General features: G+C 71.4%; 13 protein-coding genes. 5 read left to right on the forward strand and 8 right to left on the reverse strand.

Translation table 11 applies throughout. The features are described 5' to 3' along the window. Positions 1-12: 12 nt before the first annotated feature. A complete protein-coding gene (locus tag ABT296_RS23980; protein ID WP_351930583.1) occupies positions 13-3,630 on the forward strand; it encodes a hydantoinase B/oxoprolinase family protein in 3,618 nt (1,205 codons plus the stop codon). Beyond that, a complete protein-coding gene (locus ABT296_RS23985; protein ID WP_351930585.1) occupies positions 3,611-4,216 on the forward strand; it encodes a GTP-binding protein in 606 nt (201 codons plus the stop codon). The genes ABT296_RS23980 and ABT296_RS23985 overlap by 20 nt, the downstream gene beginning before the upstream one ends. Positions 4,217-4,293: 77 nt before the next feature. On the opposite strand, the gene glpK is transcribed toward ABT296_RS23985, so the two are convergent. From glpK to ABT296_RS24010, 5 genes are all read right to left on the reverse strand, one after another. Next, positions 4,294-5,805: a glycerol kinase GlpK gene (glpK, locus tag ABT296_RS23990; RefSeq protein WP_351930587.1), complete on the reverse strand. Its 1,512-nt coding sequence runs from the start codon at positions 5,803-5,805 to the stop codon at positions 4,294-4,296. Between the two features lie 22 nt (positions 5,806-5,827). Next, positions 5,828-6,553, reverse strand: a complete 726-nt coding sequence (locus ABT296_RS23995; protein WP_351930592.1) for an MIP/aquaporin family protein — start codon at positions 6,551-6,553, stop codon at positions 5,828-5,830. A gap of 330 nt (positions 6,554-6,883) precedes the next feature. Beyond that, positions 6,884-8,536, reverse strand: coding sequence for an EAL domain-containing protein (locus ABT296_RS24000; RefSeq protein WP_351930604.1), 1,653 nt, complete (start codon positions 8,534-8,536; stop codon positions 6,884-6,886). 101 nt (positions 8,537-8,637) lie between these two features. Further along, positions 8,638-9,828 (reverse strand): lipid-transfer protein, encoded by a 1,191-nt coding sequence (locus ABT296_RS24005; RefSeq protein WP_351930606.1) that lies wholly within the window; start codon positions 9,826-9,828, stop codon positions 8,638-8,640. Then, the gene (locus ABT296_RS24010; protein WP_351930626.1) at positions 9,825-10,253 is read right to left on the reverse strand and encodes a Zn-ribbon domain-containing OB-fold protein; all 429 of its coding nucleotides are present in this window, start codon (positions 10,251-10,253) and stop codon (positions 9,825-9,827) included. The genes ABT296_RS24005 and ABT296_RS24010 overlap by 4 nt, the downstream gene beginning before the upstream one ends. Positions 10,254-10,423: 170 nt before the next feature. Here ABT296_RS24010 and ABT296_RS24015 point away from each other — a divergent pair, with 170 nt between their 5' ends. Further along, positions 10,424-10,960, forward strand: coding sequence for an NUDIX domain-containing protein (locus ABT296_RS24015; protein WP_351930608.1), 537 nt, complete (start codon positions 10,424-10,426; stop codon positions 10,958-10,960). Here ABT296_RS24015 and ABT296_RS24020 read toward each other — a convergent pair. Next, positions 10,951-13,335 carry a TIM-barrel domain-containing protein gene (locus tag ABT296_RS24020; RefSeq protein ID WP_351930610.1) on the reverse strand — a complete coding sequence of 795 codons (2,385 nt, stop codon included), beginning with the start codon at positions 13,333-13,335 and terminating at the stop codon, positions 10,951-10,953. The genes ABT296_RS24015 and ABT296_RS24020 overlap by 10 nt on opposite strands. Positions 13,336-13,547: 212 nt before the next feature. On the opposite strand from ABT296_RS24020, the gene ABT296_RS24025 reads away from it, so the two are divergent. Together ABT296_RS24025 and ABT296_RS24030 are read left to right on the forward strand one after the other, a co-directional pair. Then, complete coding sequence (locus tag ABT296_RS24025) at positions 13,548-15,515, forward strand: acetoacetate--CoA ligase (RefSeq protein WP_351930612.1); 1,968 nt, start codon at positions 13,548-13,550, stop codon at positions 15,513-15,515. A 126-nt stretch (positions 15,516-15,641) separates the two neighbouring features. Further along, positions 15,642-16,535 carry a DUF8829 domain-containing protein gene (locus ABT296_RS24030; RefSeq protein WP_351930614.1) on the forward strand — a complete coding sequence of 298 codons (894 nt, stop codon included), beginning with the start codon at positions 15,642-15,644 and terminating at the stop codon, positions 16,533-16,535. Positions 16,536-16,605: 70 nt separating this feature from the next. Here the strand turns inward: ABT296_RS24030 and ptsP are convergent, their stop codons facing one another. Together ptsP and ABT296_RS24040 are read right to left on the reverse strand one after the other, a co-directional pair. After that, a complete protein-coding gene (gene ptsP, locus ABT296_RS24035) occupies positions 16,606-18,276 on the reverse strand; it encodes a phosphoenolpyruvate--protein phosphotransferase (RefSeq protein ID WP_351930616.1) in 1,671 nt (556 codons plus the stop codon). 78 nt (positions 18,277-18,354) lie between these two features. Continuing rightward, positions 18,355-18,807 (reverse strand): PTS sugar transporter subunit IIA, encoded by a 453-nt coding sequence (locus tag ABT296_RS24040; RefSeq protein ID WP_351930618.1) that lies wholly within the window; start codon positions 18,805-18,807, stop codon positions 18,355-18,357. Positions 18,808-19,231 lie beyond the last annotated feature (424 nt).

The raw sequence follows: 19,231 nt of genomic DNA on the forward strand, positions 1-19,231 counted from the left end.
CGGGGTAGTGACGTGACTGGCTGGCAGTTCTGGGTCGACCGAGGCGGCACCTTCACCGACATCGTCGCGCGACGCCCCGACGGCCGGCTGCTCACCCATAAGCTCCTCTCGGAGAACCCGGCGCGCTACCCCGACGCCGCCGTCGAGGGCGTGCGCCTGCTGATGAACGGCTCCGACGAACCCGTCGACGCCGTCCGCATGGGCACCACCGTCGCGACCAACGCACTCCTCGAACGCAAAGGCGAACGCACCCTCCTCGTCGTCACCCGAGGCTTCCGCGACGCCCTGCGCATCGCCTACCAGAACCGCCCGCACATCTTCGCCCGCCGCATCGAACTCCCCGAGCCGCTGTACGAGCGGGTCGTCGAGGTCGACGAGCGCGTCGCCGCCGACGGAACCGTCCTGCGCGCCCCCGACCTGGAAGCCCTCGCCGGACCCCTGCGCCGCTGCCATGACGACGGGATCCGGGCCGTCGCCGTGCTCTGCATGCACAGCCACCTCCATCCCGCCCACGAGCAGGCCGTAGGAGAACTCGCCGCCCGGATCGGCTTCCCCCAGATCTCGCTGTCCAGCGAGGTGAGCCCGCTGATGAAGCTCGTCCCGCGCGGGGACACCGCCGTGGTCGACGCCTACCTCTCGCCCGTACTGCGCCGCTACGTCAAGCACGTCGCCGGCGAACTGCGCGACGTCCGGCTGATGTTCATGCAGTCCAACGGCGGCCTCGCCGAGGCCGGGCAGTTCCGCGGCAAGGACGCCGTCCTGTCCGGCCCGGCCGGCGGCATCGTCGGCATGGCCCGGATGTCGCAACGAGCCGGATTCGACCGGGTCATCGGCTTCGACATGGGCGGCACCTCCACGGACGTGTCGCACTTCGCCGGCGAGTACGAACGCGTCTTCACCACACGGATCGCCGGCGTCCGGCTGCGCGCCCCCATGCTGGACATCCACACCGTCGCCGCGGGCGGCGGCTCCGTCCTCCACTTCGACGGCTCCCGCTACCGCGTCGGACCCGACTCGGCGGGAGCCGACCCCGGTCCCGCCTGCTACCGCGGCGGCGGCCCGCTCACGGTCACCGACGCCAATGTCATGCTCGGCCGCATCCAGCCGGCCCACTTCCCCCAGGTCTTCGGCCCCGCCGGTGACCAACCGCTGGACGCCGAGCTCGTCCGGACCCGGTTCACCGCACTCGCCGCCGAGATCGGCAAGCGGGCCGGCGACGACCGCGACCCCGAGCAGGTCGCCGAGGGCTACCTCCGGATCGCCGTCGCCAACATCGCCAACGCCGTCAAGCGGATCTCCGTGCAGAAGGGGCACGACGTCACCCGCTACGCCCTGACCACCTTCGGAGGCGCGGGCGGCCAGCACGCGTGCATGGTCGCCGACTCGCTCGGCATCCGCACCGTCCTCGTCCCTCCCATGGCCGGTGTCCTGTCCGCCCTCGGCATCGGACTCGCCGACACCACGGCCATGCGGGAGCAGTCCGTCGAAGCACCCCTGGCCCCGGCCTCGATGCCGGACGTACTCAGGACCGCCGACGCCCTCGAAGCCGCCGCCCGCTCCGAACTCCTCGCCGAGGACGTACCCGAGGACCGCATCGGCGTCGTACGCCGGGCCCAACTCCGCTACGACGGCACCGACACCGCCCTCACCGTCGAGCTGACCGAGCCCGACACCATGCGCCGCACCTTCGAAGAACGTCATCGCGCCACGTACTCCTTCGTCCTCGACCGCCCGATCGTCGTCGAAGCCCTCTCCGTGGAAGCCACCGGCACCACCGAACCCCCCGATCTCTCCGCCCCGGCCACCCACCGGGACCACCCCGAAACCCCCGCCACCGTCCGCCTCCACACGGGCGGCGCGCGGCGCGACGTACCCCTCCACCGCCGGGAGGACCTCCCACCCGGCGAGACCGTCACCGGACCCGCGATCATCGCCGAGGCCGGAGCGACGACCGTCGTCGACGACGGCTGGCGGGCCGCGACGACCCACGACGGGCATCTGGTCATGGAACGCACGGCGATTACGGAGAGTTCCGATCTCGACACAGAAGTCGACCCCGTTCTCCTGGAGGTCTTCAACAACCTCTTCATGTCGATCGCCGAGCAGATGGGCGCCCGGCTGGAGGCCACGGCCCAGTCCGTCAACATCAAGGAGCGCCTGGACTTCTCCTGCGCCCTCTTCGACCCCGACGGAAACCTGGTGGCCAACGCCCCGCACATTCCCGTCCACCTCGGCTCGATGGGCACCAGCGTCAAGGAGGTCGTCCGGCGGCGCGGCGCGTCGATGCGGCCCGGCGACACCTACGCCGTCAACGACCCGTACCACGGCGGCACCCACCTGCCCGACGTCACCGTGATCACCCCCGTCTTCGACACACAGGGTGACCGGATCCTCTTCCACGTCGCCTCCCGCGGCCACCACGCCGAGATCGGCGGCATCGCCCCCGGCTCCATGCCCGCCGACAGCCGCACCATCGAGGAGGAGGGCGTCCTCTTCGACAACTGGCTCCTCGCCGAGGCCGGCCGCCTCCGCGAGGAGGAGACCCGACGCCTGCTCACCGAAGCGCCCTTCCCCTCCCGCAACCCCCGGACCAACCTCGCCGACCTGCGGGCCCAGATCGCGGCCAACCGCAAGGGCGTCGACGAAGTCACCCGCATGATCGAGGACTTCGGCCTCGACGCCGTCCAGGCCTACATGCGGCACGTCCAGGACAACGCCGAGGAAGCGGTCCGCCGGGTCATCGACACCCTCGACGACGGCGCGTACGCCTACGAGACCGACTCCGGCGCCGTCATCCGCGTCAGTGTGCGCGTGGACCGCGAGGGCCGCTCCGCCACCGTCGACTTCACCGGCACCTCGGCCCAGCTGGCAACCAACTTCAACGCACCCTTCGCCGTGGTCAACGCCGCGGTCCTGTACGTCTTCCGCACCCTCGTCGACGACGACATCCCCCTCAACGACGGATGCCTGCGCCCCCTGACCATCGTCGTCCCGCCCGGCTCCATGCTTGCGCCCGAACCACCGGCCGCGGTCGTCGCGGGCAACGTGGAGACCTCCCAGGCGATCACCGGAGCGCTGTATGCCGCGCTCGGTGTGCAGGCCGAGGGCTCCGGCACCATGAACAACGTCACCTTCGGAAACGCACGCCACCAGTACTACGAGACCGTCGCCTCCGGATCCGGCGCCGGCGACGGATTCCCCGGGGCACCCGCGGTGCAGACCCACATGACCAACTCGCGGCTCACCGACCCCGAGGTCCTGGAGTGGCGGCTGCCCGTGCGGCTCGACGAGTTCGCCGTCCGGCACGGCAGCGGCGGCGACGGGCGGTGGCGCGGCGGCGACGGAGTGGTCCGCCGGATCCGCTTCCTGGAACCCATGACCGTCTCGACGCTCTCCCAGCACCGCAGGATCCGCCCCTACGGCATGGCCGGCGGCGCGCCCGGCGCCCTCGGCACCCATCGCGTCGAGCGGGCCGACGGAACGGTCACCCCACTCGACGGCAGCGACGCGGCTGACGTCGGACCCGGCGACGTACTCGTCGTCGAAACTCCCGGCGGCGGAGGCTACGGCCCACCGTCGCCCGACCCCCATCAAGCAGGAGAAGTGAACGATGATCTTCGGGCGCACTGAGCGCGGCAAGCCCCCGGTCGAGCCCGTCACGCTCAAGATCCTGGTGGCCGGCGGCTTCGGCGTGGGCAAGACCACCCTGGTCGGCGCCGTCAGCGAGATCAGGCCGCTGCGCACCGAGGAGTACCTCACCGAGGCCGGCCGCCCGGTCGACGACACGCGCGGCGTGGAGGGCAAGAACACCACCACGGTGGCGATGGACTTCGGCCGCATCACACTGCGCGAGGACCTCGTGCTGTACCTCTTCGGCACGCCCGGCCAGGAGCGGTTCTGGTTCATGTGGGACGAGCTCTCCGAGGGTGCCCTCGGAGCCGTGGTCCTCGCCGACACCCGGCGCCTCGAGGACTGCTTCGCCGCCGTCGACTACTTCGAACGGCGCTCCATACCGTTCCTCGTCGGCGTCAACTGCTTCGAGGGAGCGGCCCGCTACCCGTCCGACGTGGTCCGTCAGGCCCTCGACCTCGACGAGGACGTGCCGCTCGTGCTGTGCGACGCCCGCGACCGGGAGTCCGTCAAGGAGGTCCTCATCGGCGTCGTCCAGCACGCCATGGCCCACGCGGCGGGCCGCAGACAGGCCGTCACCACCTGAAGCCCGCCCGCACCGCACGGCCCGTACCCCCGCCGACAGGGGTACGGGCCGCGGCTCTTGGAGCCCCGCGTGCGTGGCTACTCCTCGCCGTCCTCCAGCCAGCCGAAGCTCTTCTCCACCGCCTTGCGCCAGTTGCGGTACTCCCGGTCCCTGACCGCCGCCTCCATCGACGGCGTCCACTCGACGTCCTTGCGCCAGTGCGACTTCAGTTCGTCGAGGTCGTTCCACACACCGGTCGCCAGGCCGGCCGCGTACGCGGCGCCCAGGCAGGTCGTCTCCGACACCCGGGGACGGATCACCGGCACGTCGAGCACGTCCGCCTGGTGCTGCATCAGCAGGTCGTTCCTGGTCATGCCGCCGTCCACCTTCAGCGTGGTGATCCGCACCCCGGAGTCCTGGTGCATGGCGTCCACGACCTCCCGCGTCTGCCAGCTCGTCGCCTCCAGCACGGCACGCGCGAGATGCCCCTTGGTCACATAGCGGGTCAGACCGGTGACCACGCCGCGCGCGTCGGACCGCCAGTACGGCGCGAAGAGACCGGAGAAGGCGGGCACGATGTAGGCGCCGCCGTTGTCCTCCACGCCCGCCGCCAGGGACTCGATCTCGTCCGCGGTGCGGATGATGCCCAGCTGGTCCCGGAACCATTGGACCAGGGCGCCCGTTATGGCTATCGACCCCTCCAGGCAGTACACCGGCGCCTCCCCGCCGATCTTGTAACCCACCGTCGTGAGCAGGCCGTTCTTCGACGGCACCGGCCGGTTGCCGGTGTTGAGCAGCAGGAAGCTGCCGGTGCCGTAGGTGTTCTTCGCCGTGCCCACGTCGTAGCAGGCCTGCCCGAACACCGCCGCCTGCTGGTCGCCCAGGGCGGAGGCCACCGGCACCCCGGCCAGCTGGCCGACCGCCGTGCCGTACACCTCGGCGGACGACCGGATCTCGGGCAGCACCGACTCGGGCACGTCCATGGCGGCGAGGATCGAGGAGTCCCACTGGAGGGTCTCCAGATTCATCAGCATCGTGCGCCCGGCGTTGGTGACGTCCGTGACGTGCCGGCCGCCTTCCGGGCCGCCGGTGAGGTTCCAGATCAGCCAGGAGTCGATGGTGCCGAAGGCGATCTCGCCGCGTTCGGCACGGGCCCGCAGCCCGGGCACGTTGTCCAGCAGCCAGGCCGCCTTCGGCCCGGAGAAGTAGCTGGCCAGTGGCAGTCCGGTCCGGTCGCGGAACCGGTCCTGACCGTCCGGGCCGCCGAGTTGGCTGCACAGGGCCGAGGTACGGGTGTCCTGCCACACGATGGCGTTGTGCACCGGCTTGCCCGTCGCGCGGTCCCACAGGACGGTCGTCTCGCGCTGGTTGGTGATGCCCAGCGCGCTCAGCCGGTCCGCGCGCAGCCCGGCCTTGGCGAGGGCGCCGGCGACCACCGCCTGCACCTTGGACCAGATCTCGGTGGCGTCGTGCTCCACCCAGCCCGGCTTGGGGAAGATCTGCCGGTGCTCCCGCTGGTCGACGGCGACGATCGCGCCGCTGTGGTCGAAGACGATGCAGCGGCTGGAGGTGGTGCCCTGGTCGATAGCGGCGACGAACTTGTCCGTCATGACGTCCCCTTCGTCGGTTCCTTCAGAAGGCTGCGTTGAAGATGAGCCCGGACAGCGCCCCGCCGATCAGCGGCCCCACCACCGGGATCCACGCGTAACCCCAGTCCGAGGTGCCCTTGTTGGGGATCGGCAGGACGGCGTGCGTCAGTCGGGGGCCCAGATCGCGGGCCGGGTTGATGGCGTATCCGGTCGGGCCGCCGAGGGAGAGGCCGATGCCGACCACCAGGAACGAGACGATCAGGATGGCCGTACCGGACTGGCCGAGCCCTTCCGTCAGTCCGAACGCCAGGATCGGCAGCACCAGACCGACGGTCGCGATGATCTCGGTGACGAGGTTCGCCACCGGGTTGCGGATCGCGGGGGAGGTGGCGAAGATCCCCAGGGTCGGCTGGGCGTTGTCCTCCTCCGCGTTGGCCTGGAACTGCGCGAAGTAGACCAGCCAGGCGAGCACCGCGCCGAGGATCGCGCCGACCATCTGGCCCGCGACGTAGAGGTGGACCTTGTCCCACTCCCCGGTGTCGACGGCGATGCCCAGGGTCACCGCCGGGTTCAGGTGCCCGCCCGACAGGGGCGCGGCTGTGTAGGCACCAGCCAGGACGCCGAAGCCCCAGCCGAAGGCGATGACGACCCACCCGGCGTCCTTGGCCTTGGAATGGTTCAGTACGACGGCGGCGACGACTCCGGCGCCGAAGAGGATCAGGATCGCCGTTCCGATGACCTCACCGAGGAAGATGTCTCCGTTGCTCATGGCGGCTCCTAGGCGCCGGCCCGGAGTGATCGACCCCGGACCTCCGTGCAGGGTGCGTTTCCCATGGCCACTTCAGCCGAAGGCAGGGAGGGTCCCGCGCCCCGCCCGGCGTCCGTGACGAGCGTGCCGTGGTCGTCGCATCGCCCCTGGGAGCGGCCGTGGCCGGATCCGGCGGAGGCCGTGTGGCGCAGCGCCTGGTACGCCGCGAAATGTACGGCGATGTCGACTGCCACCGGAAGTGTTCACCGGCGTCCCGAGGGCGTCAAGGTCGCTGACGGCACCGGTTCGGGACAGGGCCGTGCGGCCCGGGGGGAAGCGACGGGGCGGGGCTCAGGCCCGGCCCGGCTCCGCGACGGCCCAGCGCGCCGGTGCGGCCGCGGGCTCGGCGCCGCGCCGGACCTCGTGGCCCGGGAGGCCCGCCCGGCCCAGTACCCAACTGGCGCCGCGCAAGGACTTCGCGGCCTGCTTGAGGGGGGCCAGACAGGCGGCGGCCTCCCGGTGGTCGGTCACGCTGCCCGGTGTGCACAGGACCGTGGCCAGCGAGAGGGTGACGGGCCGTCCGGCCGCCGACCAGGGGGCGTCCAGCACGCTGGAGGCCATCGGATCGAGCCCTTCCGGATCTGCCAGCACCAGGAAGTCGTCACCGCCGATGTGCCCCACACGGGTACTGCCCGACGCCGTGTCCTGCAGGGTCCGGCCCACGGCACGGATCAGGTCGTCGCCCGCGGCGAACCCGGCGCCGTCGTTGACCTGTTTGAAGTGGTCGACATCCAGCCAGCTCAGCGCGAACGTCCGGCCGTCGGCGATGCGGCGGTCCACCTCACCGGTGATCGCGTCCGAACCGGGCAGCCGCGTCAGCGGATTGAGCCCGGCCGCCTCCTCCACGCGGGACTCGGCAAGGGCCCGCACGAGGTCGGCCAGGCGTACGACGCCCACGCACCGCCCGTGCCGGTCGACCACCGCCACGTCGTCGGCGGCGCGGCTGCGGTCCCCGACCGCCAGGACGTCCAGCACCTCCCAGGCCGTGGCGTCGACGCCGACCGTGCGCGGTGGATCGCCGAGTTTGAACGCCGGCCGGTCGGCGTACAGGGCGTGGCCGTACCGCCCCGACATGGACAGCAGGAACCGGGAGCGGTGCACGGAGCGCACCGGCACCCCTCGGCCGTCGATGAGCAGGACCCCGGACACCTCGGGCGAACCGGTGAGGATCATGCGCACCTGACCGGCCGACGCGGTCGCCGGGAGCAGCGCGGCGGGCCGCACGAACTCCCTCACCGGAGGACCCGAACGCGGGGCCGCGCCGCCCCCGGGGCGCCGCGGCGGAACGTACACCTCCGCGGCGGCCAGCCGGGAAGGTGGCGCGAACAGCTCGCCCTGCGCCAGCTGCGCGCCGGCCGAGATCGCCGCCGCGTACTGCAGTTCCGTCTCGACGCCCTCCACGCACAGCAGCGCGCCCATTTCGTCGCACAGGGTCCGCATCGCGCGCACCGCCGGCGACCGCACCAGCAGCGACGCGTCGAGCTTCACCAGGTCGGGCGCCATGTCGATGAGCAGCCGCAGCGGTACGTCGCCGTCCCCCACGCCGTCCGCGCTGATCCGGAAGCCCTGCTCCCGCAGCGCGGCGACCGCGGCGAGCAGCGCCTGGTGGGGGACGTGCGTGTACGGCGGGACGATGTCGAGGGTGATCTCCCAGGGCATCCGCCCCGACTCCCGCACGGCGCCGTCCAGCCGGGGGAGTCCGCCCAGGTCGGCCAGGGTGCCCGCGAAGACGTTGACGTGCAGCGGGAGCAGGCTCTCCTTGCGCACGGCGGCGCGGATCGCCGACACGGCGAGCCCGCGGTCGAGTTCGGGATCGCGCCGGGCCTCGGCCAGGATGTCCCCGGTCTCGGGGCGGGCGAGTGTCTCCAGCCCCGCCACCACTCCGGTCGTCAGATTGACCACCGGCTGGAAGGCGAAGCGGAGCGTGTCCGACCAGGTGTGCACGGGAGCATCATCGCGCCCCCCGAAACGGCCCGAGCCCAGTTCATGAGACGTTCACGCAGCATTCCGGGCCGGTCACGGAGAGTTGACGCATCCCTGTTCGGTCACCGCACCGCCACCACCGCCGAGCCATGCCCGAAGAGCCCCTGGTTCGCGGACATGCCCACGCGTGCGCCGCTGACCTGCCGTCCGCCCGCCGCCCCTCTCAACTGCCATGTCAACTCGCACACCTGGGCCACCGCCTGAGCGGGAACGGCCTCCCCGAAGGAGGCGAGCCCACCGCTGGTGTTGACCGGTATCCGCCCGCCGTGGCTCGTCGCGCCCTCCCGGAGCAGCTTCACGGCCTCGCCCTCGGCGCACAGCCCGAGATCCTCGTACCACTGCAACTCCAGGGCGGTGGACAGGTCGTACACCTCCGCCAGCGAGAGGTCCTCGGGCCCGACGCCGGCCTCCTCGTAGGCGGCGCGCGCGATGGACGCCCGGAACGTCTCCGCGCCCGGCTCCACCGCGATCGCCGAGTCGGTCGCGATGTCCGGCAGATCCAGCACGGCGTTGGGATACCGCGGGGTCACGGTGGACACCGCACGGATCCGCACCGGCTCCGCCACACCCCGCCGCCGGGCGAACTCCATGCTGGACAGCACCGCCGCCGCCCCGCCGTCCGAGGTCGCGCAGATGTCCAGGAGCCGCAGCGGATCGGCGACCACGGCCGACGCGGCCACCTCCTCGTGGGTGACCCGCTTGCGGTAGCGCGCGTAGGGATTGAGCGCGCCCATGGCGGAGTTCTTCACCTTGACCTGCGCGAAGTCGTCGGTGGTGTCGCCGTGCAGGGCCATCCGCCGACGGGCGTACAGCCCGAAGTACGTCGGATTGGTGGCGCCGAGGATCCGGAACCGCAGCCAGTCCGGATCGTCGGGCCGGTCGCCGCCCGCCGGCCGGAAGAAGCCCTTGGGCGCGGCGTCCGCCCCCACCACCAGCACCGTGTCCGCGAGTCCGGCCAGTATCTGGGCCCGCGCCGCGCCGATGGCCTGGGCCCCCGAGGCGCACGCCGCGTACACGCTGGTGACCCGGGCCCCCTGCCAGCCCAGGGCCTTGGCGAACGTGGCCCCGGCGACGTACCCCGGATATCCGCCGCGCACGGTGTCCGCGCCGACGATCGATCCGATGTCCCGCCAGTCCAGTCCCGCGTCGGCCAGCGCCGCCCGCGCGGCGGCCGCGCCGTACTCCGTGAAGCCGCGCCCCCACTTGCCCCAGGGGTGCAGCCCCACACCCAGCACCGCCACGTCCCGCGTCATGACCTCGTCGCCCCCCTCGGCCGCCACCACCAGGTCGTCCGGACCGCCTCCGCGTCCTCATGGAGTACGCCCGGCACGACCTCCACCTCCATGCCCACCGCCAGATCACCGACGGTGATCCCCGGAACCGCCTGCCCCAGCACCACCAGGCGCTCGGCCTGCAGTTCCACAGCGATCAACGTGTACGGCTCCCAGGGAAGTTCCGGATTGCTCACATAGGGTGACGGCGGTCGGTAGCGGCTGTCCGTGTAGGACCAGACGCGGCCGTACCGGGAGAGCGGGACCTCCTCCAGTTCGCCGCCCGGGCACCCCGGGTTTCGGCAGTGCGTGTCCTCGCGCGGGAAGAACACCGAGGCGCAGGCGGAGCAGCGTGTCCCCAGCAGCCGGAAGTCGTCTCCGTCGCCGGTGAACCAGCCGGCGATCACGGGAGTGCGTGTGTGCGGCAAAACCCCTCCCCGCAAACAGATCTGACGAAACGTCAGAAGTGTGCCACGGGCATCGGGGAATCGGCACCGGTCCACCGCCACCGAGGAACACCGCGGACTCGGGCCGCCCCCGGAGGCCGACCTTCCTATGATCGGATACAGTCCGCCGCGTGTCCGAAACTCAACATCCCAGCCGCAACTCCGGTGCCGACACGCACTGTTCGAGCTGCGGAGCCCCTTACGGCGAGGGCGTCTCCGGCTGGCCCCGCACCTGTCCGGCCTGCGCCGCCGTGGCCTACCGCAACCCCCTGCCGGTGGCCGTCGCACTCCAGCCCGTGTACGACGCGAAGGGCACCGCCCTCGTCGTCATCACCCGAACCGTCGCCCCCGCGCGCGGGGGCATCGCCCTGCCCGGCGGTTTCATCGACGACCGCGAGGACTGGCGGCACGCCGTCGTCCGCGAACTCAAGGAGGAGACGGGCATCGAAGCCGCCGGCCGTGACGTACGGCTGAGCGACGCGATGAGCTCGCCCAACGGCCATCTGCTGTTGTTCGGGCTCCTGCCGGAACGGCCGGCCGACACCCTTCCGCCGTCCGAGGCGACGGACGAGACGGAAGGCTGGCACCTCCTGCGCCGCCCCGAGGAACTCGCCTTCCCCCTGCACACCGCGGCCGTCCGAGCCTTCTTCGAGGGCCGCTACATCTGACCTCGGGTCCCCGACAGCCCACGGATCCGCACCGGGTGGGGCGGCTCACTCACGCCGCCCTCACCCTCACCCTCCCGCTCCACGACCACCCGGCCGCCCTCCCAGCGGGCGACGTAGCGCTCGATCTCCGGCTCGTCCCACCCGTCGCCCGCGTCCGGCACGACAAGCCCGCCCCCGGTCCGGCCCCGGGCGGGCGCCCACACTTCCAGCTCCAGCCCACCGTCCTGACCGCGCACGGGAACGACGGCCCCCGCGCGTGCGAGCACCGGGACACGCGACAGCGGAGCCTCCACCAGCACCTGCCCCGGCCCCTCGTACACCTGCTCGGTGACCGTGTCGTACCAGAGCCCCCGCGGCAACTGCACCGCACGCCGGTCCACCCCCGGGCCGAGCACCGGAGCGACCAGCAGACAGTCACCCAGCAGGAAGGCGTCCTCGCAGTCACGCAGCCCCCGGTCCTCCGGAGCACCCCACCAGACCGGCCGCACATAGGGCGCACCCGTACGCCGGGCCAGATGCGCCAGCGTCATGAAGTACGGCAGCAACCGCCGACGCTCCACCAGCGCCCCGCGCGCGTGCTCCAGCACCTTCGGACCGAACTCCCACGGCTCCCCGCGCCCCGCCCGCGCACCCGCATACGTACGGAACAGCGGCAGGTGGGCCCCCAGCTGCAACCAGCGCAGATACAGCTCCGGAGAAGGGCTCCCGTCGAAACCCCCCGCGTCCGGCCCGGAGTACGGCACTCCGCACAGCCCCAGGCCCAGCACCAGGGACAACGAGGCACGCAGCCCGGGCCAACCCGTCGCCACATCCCCCGACCAGGTTCCCCCGTAACGCTGCAGCCCGGCCCACCCGGACCGCGAGAAGACGAACGGCCGCTCCCGGGGCGACAGCTCACGCAGACCCTCGTACGCGGCCCTGGCCATGCACAACGCGTAGACGTTGTGCGCCTCCCGGTGGTCACCGCCCCGCCCGTCCAGGTCGTGCCGCGCCGAACGCGGCAGGGTCGGCTCCCCGAACGCGGCGAACGAGGTCGGCTCGTTCATGTCGTGCCAGAACCCCGCGAACCCCTGCGCCAGCCGCTCCTCGTACAACGCACCCCACCACGCGCGCACACGCGCGTCCGTGAAGTCCGGGAACACCGCTTCCCCCGACCGGGCCACCCCCTCGACGGGGCGCCCCGAGGCGTCCCGCACGAACGCGCCCAGCGCCACCCCGCTGTCGTGGACCTCGTTCCCGACAGCCGCCTCGACCGCCGGATCCACGATCGACACCAGCCGGACACCGTCCCTGCGCAGTTCCTCGGCGAGCTGCGGCAACTTGGGGAAACGGTCATGGTCCACCGTGAAGACCCGATGACCGTCGTAGTGGTCGATGCCCAGGTGCACCGCATCCAGCGGAAGATCGTGATCCAGATATCCCGAGACGATCCGCCGCACATCCTGCTCGCCGCCGAGGCCCCACCGCGCGTGATGGTGCCCCAGCGCCCACGCCGGCGGCAGCGCGGGCGCCCCCGTCAGCGAGGCCCAGGTGAGCAGCACGCGCGCGGGAGTGCCGACCATCACCCAGCAGCGCAGCGGCCCGCCCTCCATCCGCAACTCGCTCGTCCCCGCCCGGTCGTGCCCCGAACCGGCGCCCTCCTCGCCCTCCCGCAGCGTCACCGCGCCGTCCCACGAGGTGTCGTGGAACACCAGATGGGTGGCCGCGTCGGCCACCACCATCTGCACCGGCATCGTGATGTACAGCGGATCGTCGTCCGGCCCGAACGAACCGCCGGGATCGGTGTTCCACAGCCGGTAGGTCCCGTTCCGCAGCCGCGGCCCCGAGGCCCGGCCACCGAGGCCGAAGAAGCGTGCGTCCGCCGCCACTTCAGACCGCTGCATCCAACGCGCCGGACCACCCCCCACGGGCTCCCACCACCGAGGTGGCAGATCACGCCGCAGACCGACACCACCCGGGGTGAGCACCTCCACCTCACCGTGGCGCGACACCACGACCGTCACCCGTTCGGCCACCACCCGCCAGCCGCCGTCCTTGTCCGGCTCCAGCACGGCCCGCGGATCCGGCTCCGGGCACCGGCCGGCCAGCGCGTACGACGGCTCCGCCTCCGCCCCGTCCCACCCCCAGAACACCGCACCGTTCACGGCCACCGTCACCCGCAGCACCGTCCGGTCGAACCGGAGCAGACCGCCACCGGGCCCCGGCTCCGCACTCCGCACCGGTCCGGGAACCCGCGCACGCTCGGCGCCCCTGGGCGGCAGCCCGGCGGCGTCGGCGCGCCTCCTGCGCCATGCGGCCCGCACGGTACGCAACCTCTGGCCCGCTCCCGCAGAGCCGACCGCCTTTATCGAACGCACCAGGTCACGACCGTCCATGCCGCTCAGCCTGCCACTCACCCACCCGCGCGCGGGCCGCGTTCAACTGCCGTTCACCCGTGCTGGGACCACATCTTCACGACACGGACTATGTGTGGCGCGCCCTGGTGCCCGAGGTGATCACATGGCATCGTCCGTGTCAGCCGTGCACGCGCACACCCCCGCCCGTGCGCGGACCACGCACACGACGCGCACAGTCCAGGAGCAGCCCCATGTCGACCCTGACCCCCGATCCGCTCTGGCAGCCGGATCCGGCACGCATCGCCGACGCACAGGTCACCAAATTCCAGGCCTGGGCCGCGCAGCGCCACGCAGCGCCGTCCGAGGGCGGCTACGCGGCCCTGCACCGCTGGTCGGTCGACGAACTGGACACCTTCTGGCAGGCCGTCACCGAGTGGTTCGACGTACGGTTCTCCACCCCGTACACGCGAGTCCTCGGCAACCGTGCCATGCCCGGCGCCGAATGGTTCCCCGGCGCGACCCTCAACTACGCCGAGCACGCCCTGCGCGCCGCCGCGACCCGCGCCGACGAACCCGCCCTGCTCCATGTGGACGAGACCCACGCCCCCACCCCGGTGAGCTGGTCCGAGCTGCGCCGCCAGGTCGGCTCCCTCGCCGCCGGCCTGCGTGAGCTCGGCGTGCGCCCGGGGGACCGGGTCAGCGGATACCTCCCCAACATCCCGCAGGCCGTCGTCGCCCTCCTCGCCACGGCCGCCGTCGGCGGGGTGTGGACCTCCTGCGCCCCCGACTTCGGCGCCCGCAGCGTCCTCGACCGCTTCCAGCAGGTCGAACCGGTCGTCCTGTTCACCGTCGACGGCTACCGCTACGGCGGCAAGGAACACGACCGCCGGGACACCGTCGAGGAACTGCGCCGGGAACTGCCCACCCTGCGAGCCGTCGTCCACATCCCGCTCCTCGGCACCGAGGCACCCGACGGCGCGCTGGACTGGTCCGCCCTCACCGACGCAGACACCGAACCCGTCTTCGAACAGGTCCCCTTCGACCACCCTCTGTGGGTGCTCTACTCCTCCGGCACTACCGGTCTGCCCAAGGCCATCGTCCAGTCCCAGGGCGGCATCCTCGTCGAACACCTCAAGCAACTCGGCCTGCACTGCGACCTCGGCCCCGAGGACACCTTCTTCTGGTACACCTCGACCGGCTGGATGATGTGGAACTTCCTCGTCTCCGGCCTCCTGACCGGCACCACGATCGTCCTCTACGACGGAAGCCCCGGCTTCCCCGACACCGCCGCCCAGTGGCGCATCGCCGAACGCACCGGAGCCACCCTCTACGGCACATCCGCCGCGTACGTCATGGCCTGCCGCAAGGCCGAGGTGCACCCGGGACGGGACTTCGACCTCTCGAAGGTGCAGTGCGTCGCGACCACCGGGTCACCCCTGCCCCCCGACGGATTCCGCTGGCTGCACGACGAGGTCCGCGACAACCTCTGGATCGCCTCCGTCAGCGGCGGCACCGACGTCTGCTCCTGCTTCGCCGGAGCCGTACCGACCCTCCCCGTGCACGTCGGTGAGCTCCAGGCCGCCGGCCTCGGCACCGACCTCCAGTCCTGGGACCCGGCCGGCAAGCCCCTCGTCGACGAGGTGGGCGAACTCGTGGTCGCCAACCCGATGCCGTCCATGCCGATCCGGTTCTGGAACGACCCCGACGGCAGCCGCTACCACGACAGCTACTTCGACACCTACCCCGATGTGTGGCGCCACGGCGACTGGATCACCGTCACCGAACGCGGCTCCGTCGTCATCCACGGCCGATCCGACTCCACCCTCAACCGCCAGGGCGTACGGATGGGCTCGGCCGACATCTACGAGGCCGTCGAACGGCTCCCCGAGATCAAGGAATCCCTCGTCGTCGGCATCGAACAGCCCGACGGCGGCTACTGGATGCCCCTCTTCGTCCACCTGGCCCCCGGCGCCACCCTGGACGAGGCCCTGCTCGACCGCATCAAGCAGACCATCCGCGAGGAGCTCTCCCCGCGCCACGTCCCCGACGAGGTCATCGAAGTCCCGGGCGTCCCCCACACCCTGACCGGAAAGCGCATCGAGGTCCCCGTCAAACGCCTCCTCCAGGGCACCCCCCTGGACAAGGCCGTCAACCCGGGCTCCATCGACAACCTCGACCTCCTGAACTTCTACCAGGATCTCGCCCACAAGCGCTCCTGACCCCCGAACCACCCCCGAACGCGGCCTCGGACCGTCGCCCGAGAGGGCAAAGTCCGAGGCCAGGGCCATTGTCAGTGCCGCCGATTACTGTGAGTGAGCATTGATCGACCGTGCACAGGGGGAACCATGGCCAACACCGACCACCAGACCATGCGACGCGTCCTGCGCCGCGAAATCGCCGGCACCATCGGCCTGCTCACCGACGAGCACGACTTCCGGGCCATGCGGCGCTACCGAAGCTTCACCTTCGACGACCACTCGACCTACCTACGCCAGGTCGAGTCCCTGCTCAGGACACGAGCCTCCCAGGGCACCCACACCACAGTGGCCCTCTTCGACCCGCAGGACTACGCCGCCTTCTGCGCGGACAACGGCCTCGACCCCGACATCGCTGCCAGCCGTAGCCGCTTCACCGCCGAACTCGCGGCCACCGGCCCCGCCCTCCCCTTCGACGGCAGGCCCCTGGCCGACCTCGTCCCCGACCTCATCGACGAGGCCGTACGCCAGGCCACCTGGGAGTACGCCTCCACCCTGCTCGCCCGCCTCGGCCCCTGCACCACCTGCGGCGAGGACATCGGACGCGCCGCCTTCACCCGCGCCTCGTCACTGCTCGTCCGCATCCTCGACACCGCCCGGCCGGGGCACCGGCACCTCGTGTGCAGCATCTCCACCACACCCGAAGCACTCGTCGCCGTCCTGCACGCCGACGGGACGGCGGAGGGCACCACGGAACTCGACGAGGCGGAAGCCCTCGAATTCACCACCGTGCTCGCCCTCGGCATGGCCACCCGGAGCCCCGGCGGACTCGTCATGCGCACCATCACCACCGACACCACCGACACCGTCTACGGCTGGCGGCTGCGCGGAGACGACCTCGAAGCACTGACAGCCGGCGAGGTGTTCGACGCCTACTGCACCGACATCGAGTCAGGCGACCTCATCTCCCCGGAATCCAACGTCGACTACACCGTCCCACCGGACCTCGGCGACGCGGCAACCGGTTCCGGACACAGCCACTGAACGCCCGAGGGGCGCCCCACCCGAAGGTGGAGCGCCCCTCGGTCCGGGGCACAAACCCCGGGACCTGCGACTACTCGCCGGACAGAACGGCCTGCGCCGCGTCGCGCGCCTCCTCGGCGCTGTCCGCCGCACGCGCGGCCGCAGCGGCCCGCTCGCACTGCGCCAGCGTGTACTTGGCGAGCGTCGCTCGCACATAAGGAATGGACGCGGCACCCATGGAGAGGGAGGTGACACCCAAACCGGTCAGCACACACGCGAGCAGCGGATCGGACGCGGCCTCACCGCAGACACCGCAGCTCTTGCCCTCGGCCTTCGCCGCCTCGGCGGACAGCGCCACCAGGTCCAGCAGCGCCGGCTGCCACGGATCCTGCAGACGGGACACCGCGCCCACCTGCCGGTCCGCGGCGAAGGTGTACTGGGCGAGGTCGTTGGTCCCCAGCGAAAGGAACTCGACCTCCTGCAGGATCGAACGCGCCCGCAGCGCCGCGGACGGGATCTCGACCATCGCGCCGAACTTCGCCCGGAGACCGGCGGCCCGGCAGGCGTCGGCGAACGCCTTGGCGTCCGCACGGTCGGCCACCATCGGGGCCATGACCTCGAGGTAGACCGGCAGCCCCTCGGACGCCTTGGCGAGCGCCGTCAGCTGGGTCCGCAGCACCTCCGGGTGGTCGAGCAGTGTACGCAGCCCCCGCACACCCAGTGCCGGGTTCGGCTCGTCGGACGGGGTGAGGAACTCCAGCGGCTTGTCCGCTCCGGCGTCGAGCACCCGCACGACGACCCGGCCCTCGGGGAAGGCCTCCAGCACCTGACGGTAGGCCTCGACCTGCTTCTCCTCGGACGGCGCCTTCTTGCTGTCGTCCAGGAACAGGAACTCGGTACGGAACAGACCGACGCCCTCGGCACCCGCCGCCACCGCCGCGGGCACGTCGGCGGGGCCACCCACGTTGGCCAGCAGCGGCACCTTGTGCCCATCGGCCGTGGCACCCGGACCGGTGGAGGCCGCCAGCGCGGCCTTGCGCTCCGCCGCGGCGGCCCGCAGCTGATCCTTCCGTTCCTCGGCCGGCTCCACGAAGATCTCGCCGGTGCTGCCGTCCACGGCGATCATCGTGCCCTCGGCCAGCTCACCGGCTCCGGGCAGCGCCACGACGGCCGGGACCCCGAGAGCCCGGGCCAGGATCGCGCTGTGACTGGTCGGCCCACCCTCCTCGGTGACAAAACCGAGCACCAGGGTTGGGTCAAGCAGTGCGGTGTCGGCCGGCGCGAGATCCCGGGCGACCAGGACGTACGGCTCGTCGCTGTCCGGGACACCGGGCATCGGCACACCCAGCAGCCGGGCGACGATACGGTTCCGCACGTCGTCCAGGTCCGCCACCCGGCCGGCGAGGTACTCACCCGCACCGGCCAGCAGCTCGCGGTACGAGGCGAAGGCGTCGTACACCGCGCGCTCCGCCGTGCTGCCGACGGCGATACGGCGTTCCACGTCCGCCATCAACTCGGGATCCTGGGCCATCAGGGCCTGGGCCTCGAGAACCGCCTGGGCTTCGCCCCCCGCCAGATTGCCGCGCGCCATCAGGTCGGCTGCCACAGCCTCCACGGCCTGACGGGCGCGCCCCTGCTCACGCCCCGCCTCCTCCGCCGGGATCTGCTTGGCCGGCGGCTCGAGCACCGCCGTCCCCATGTGCCGAACCTCGCCGATCGCCACACCGTGGCTCACGCCGACGCCTCGCAGCGTTGTCTCCATCTCACCCGTCTCCGTTAGTGCGGCGCGTCCCGCCGCCGTGGTGGTTGTACCTGCATGCCGTCGCGGACGGCGCTGACGTCACTTCCAGGTGAAGAGGCTGTCGCCGGCCTTCACGTCACCCTCGTCACGGAGATCGGCGAGGGCTTCGGCGGTGGCCTCGAGAGCGACGATCGGGCACACGGCGGACTTGCCCGCGGCCTCCACGGCGGCCGGGTTCCAGCGCACGATGGCCTGACCGCGAGTCACGGTGTCCCCCTTGTTCACGAGGAGCTCGAAACCTTCGCCGTTGAGCTGAACGGTATCGATGCCCAGATGGGTGAGAACGCCGTGCCCCTGCTCGTCCACGACCACGAACGCGTGCGGGTGGAGGGAGACGATGACTCCGTCCACGGGGGAGACGGCCTCGGAGGGCTCACGGACGGGGTCGATCGCTGTACCCGGGCCGACCATGGCCCCGGAGAAGACCGGATCCGGCACTGCCGCCAGTCCGATGGCGCGTCCTGCGAGCGGGGACGTCACGGTGGTGGTCATGGGAAGCCTCCCAGGGGTGGAGATGCATATGGTCCGTCACTGCCTGTACCGGACGGCGCACTGTTCAGCAGGGTATGTCATATGAAGTACCAGTTCCGCACGAGCGAGCCGTTGGTGGTCTAGACCATAACCCCAAACGATTTGCGCGCGCTCGGCGGCCCCGTGTACTGTCGTAGACCTGCTCGCGGCTTGGGTGATGCGAACAAAGCGTCCCCGCCCTTGCAGCACCAAACTAGTCAAATCCTCTTCAGGGTCACTTTCTGCATGCCTGCAGGATGGTGGTCAGGGAGTCGGAAAAACCCTGATAGAGTTTGGAAACACCGAAGGGAAGCCCGGAGGAAAGCCCGAGAGGGTGAGTACAAAGGAAGCGACCGTTCCTTGAGAACTCAACAGCGTGCCAAAAGTCAACGCCAGATATGTTGAT

The sequence above is a fragment of the Streptomyces sp. NPDC000983 genome, from assembly GCF_040299205.1.
In the GTDB taxonomy this organism is placed as follows: Bacteria; Actinomycetota; Actinomycetes; order Streptomycetales; family Streptomycetaceae; genus Streptomyces.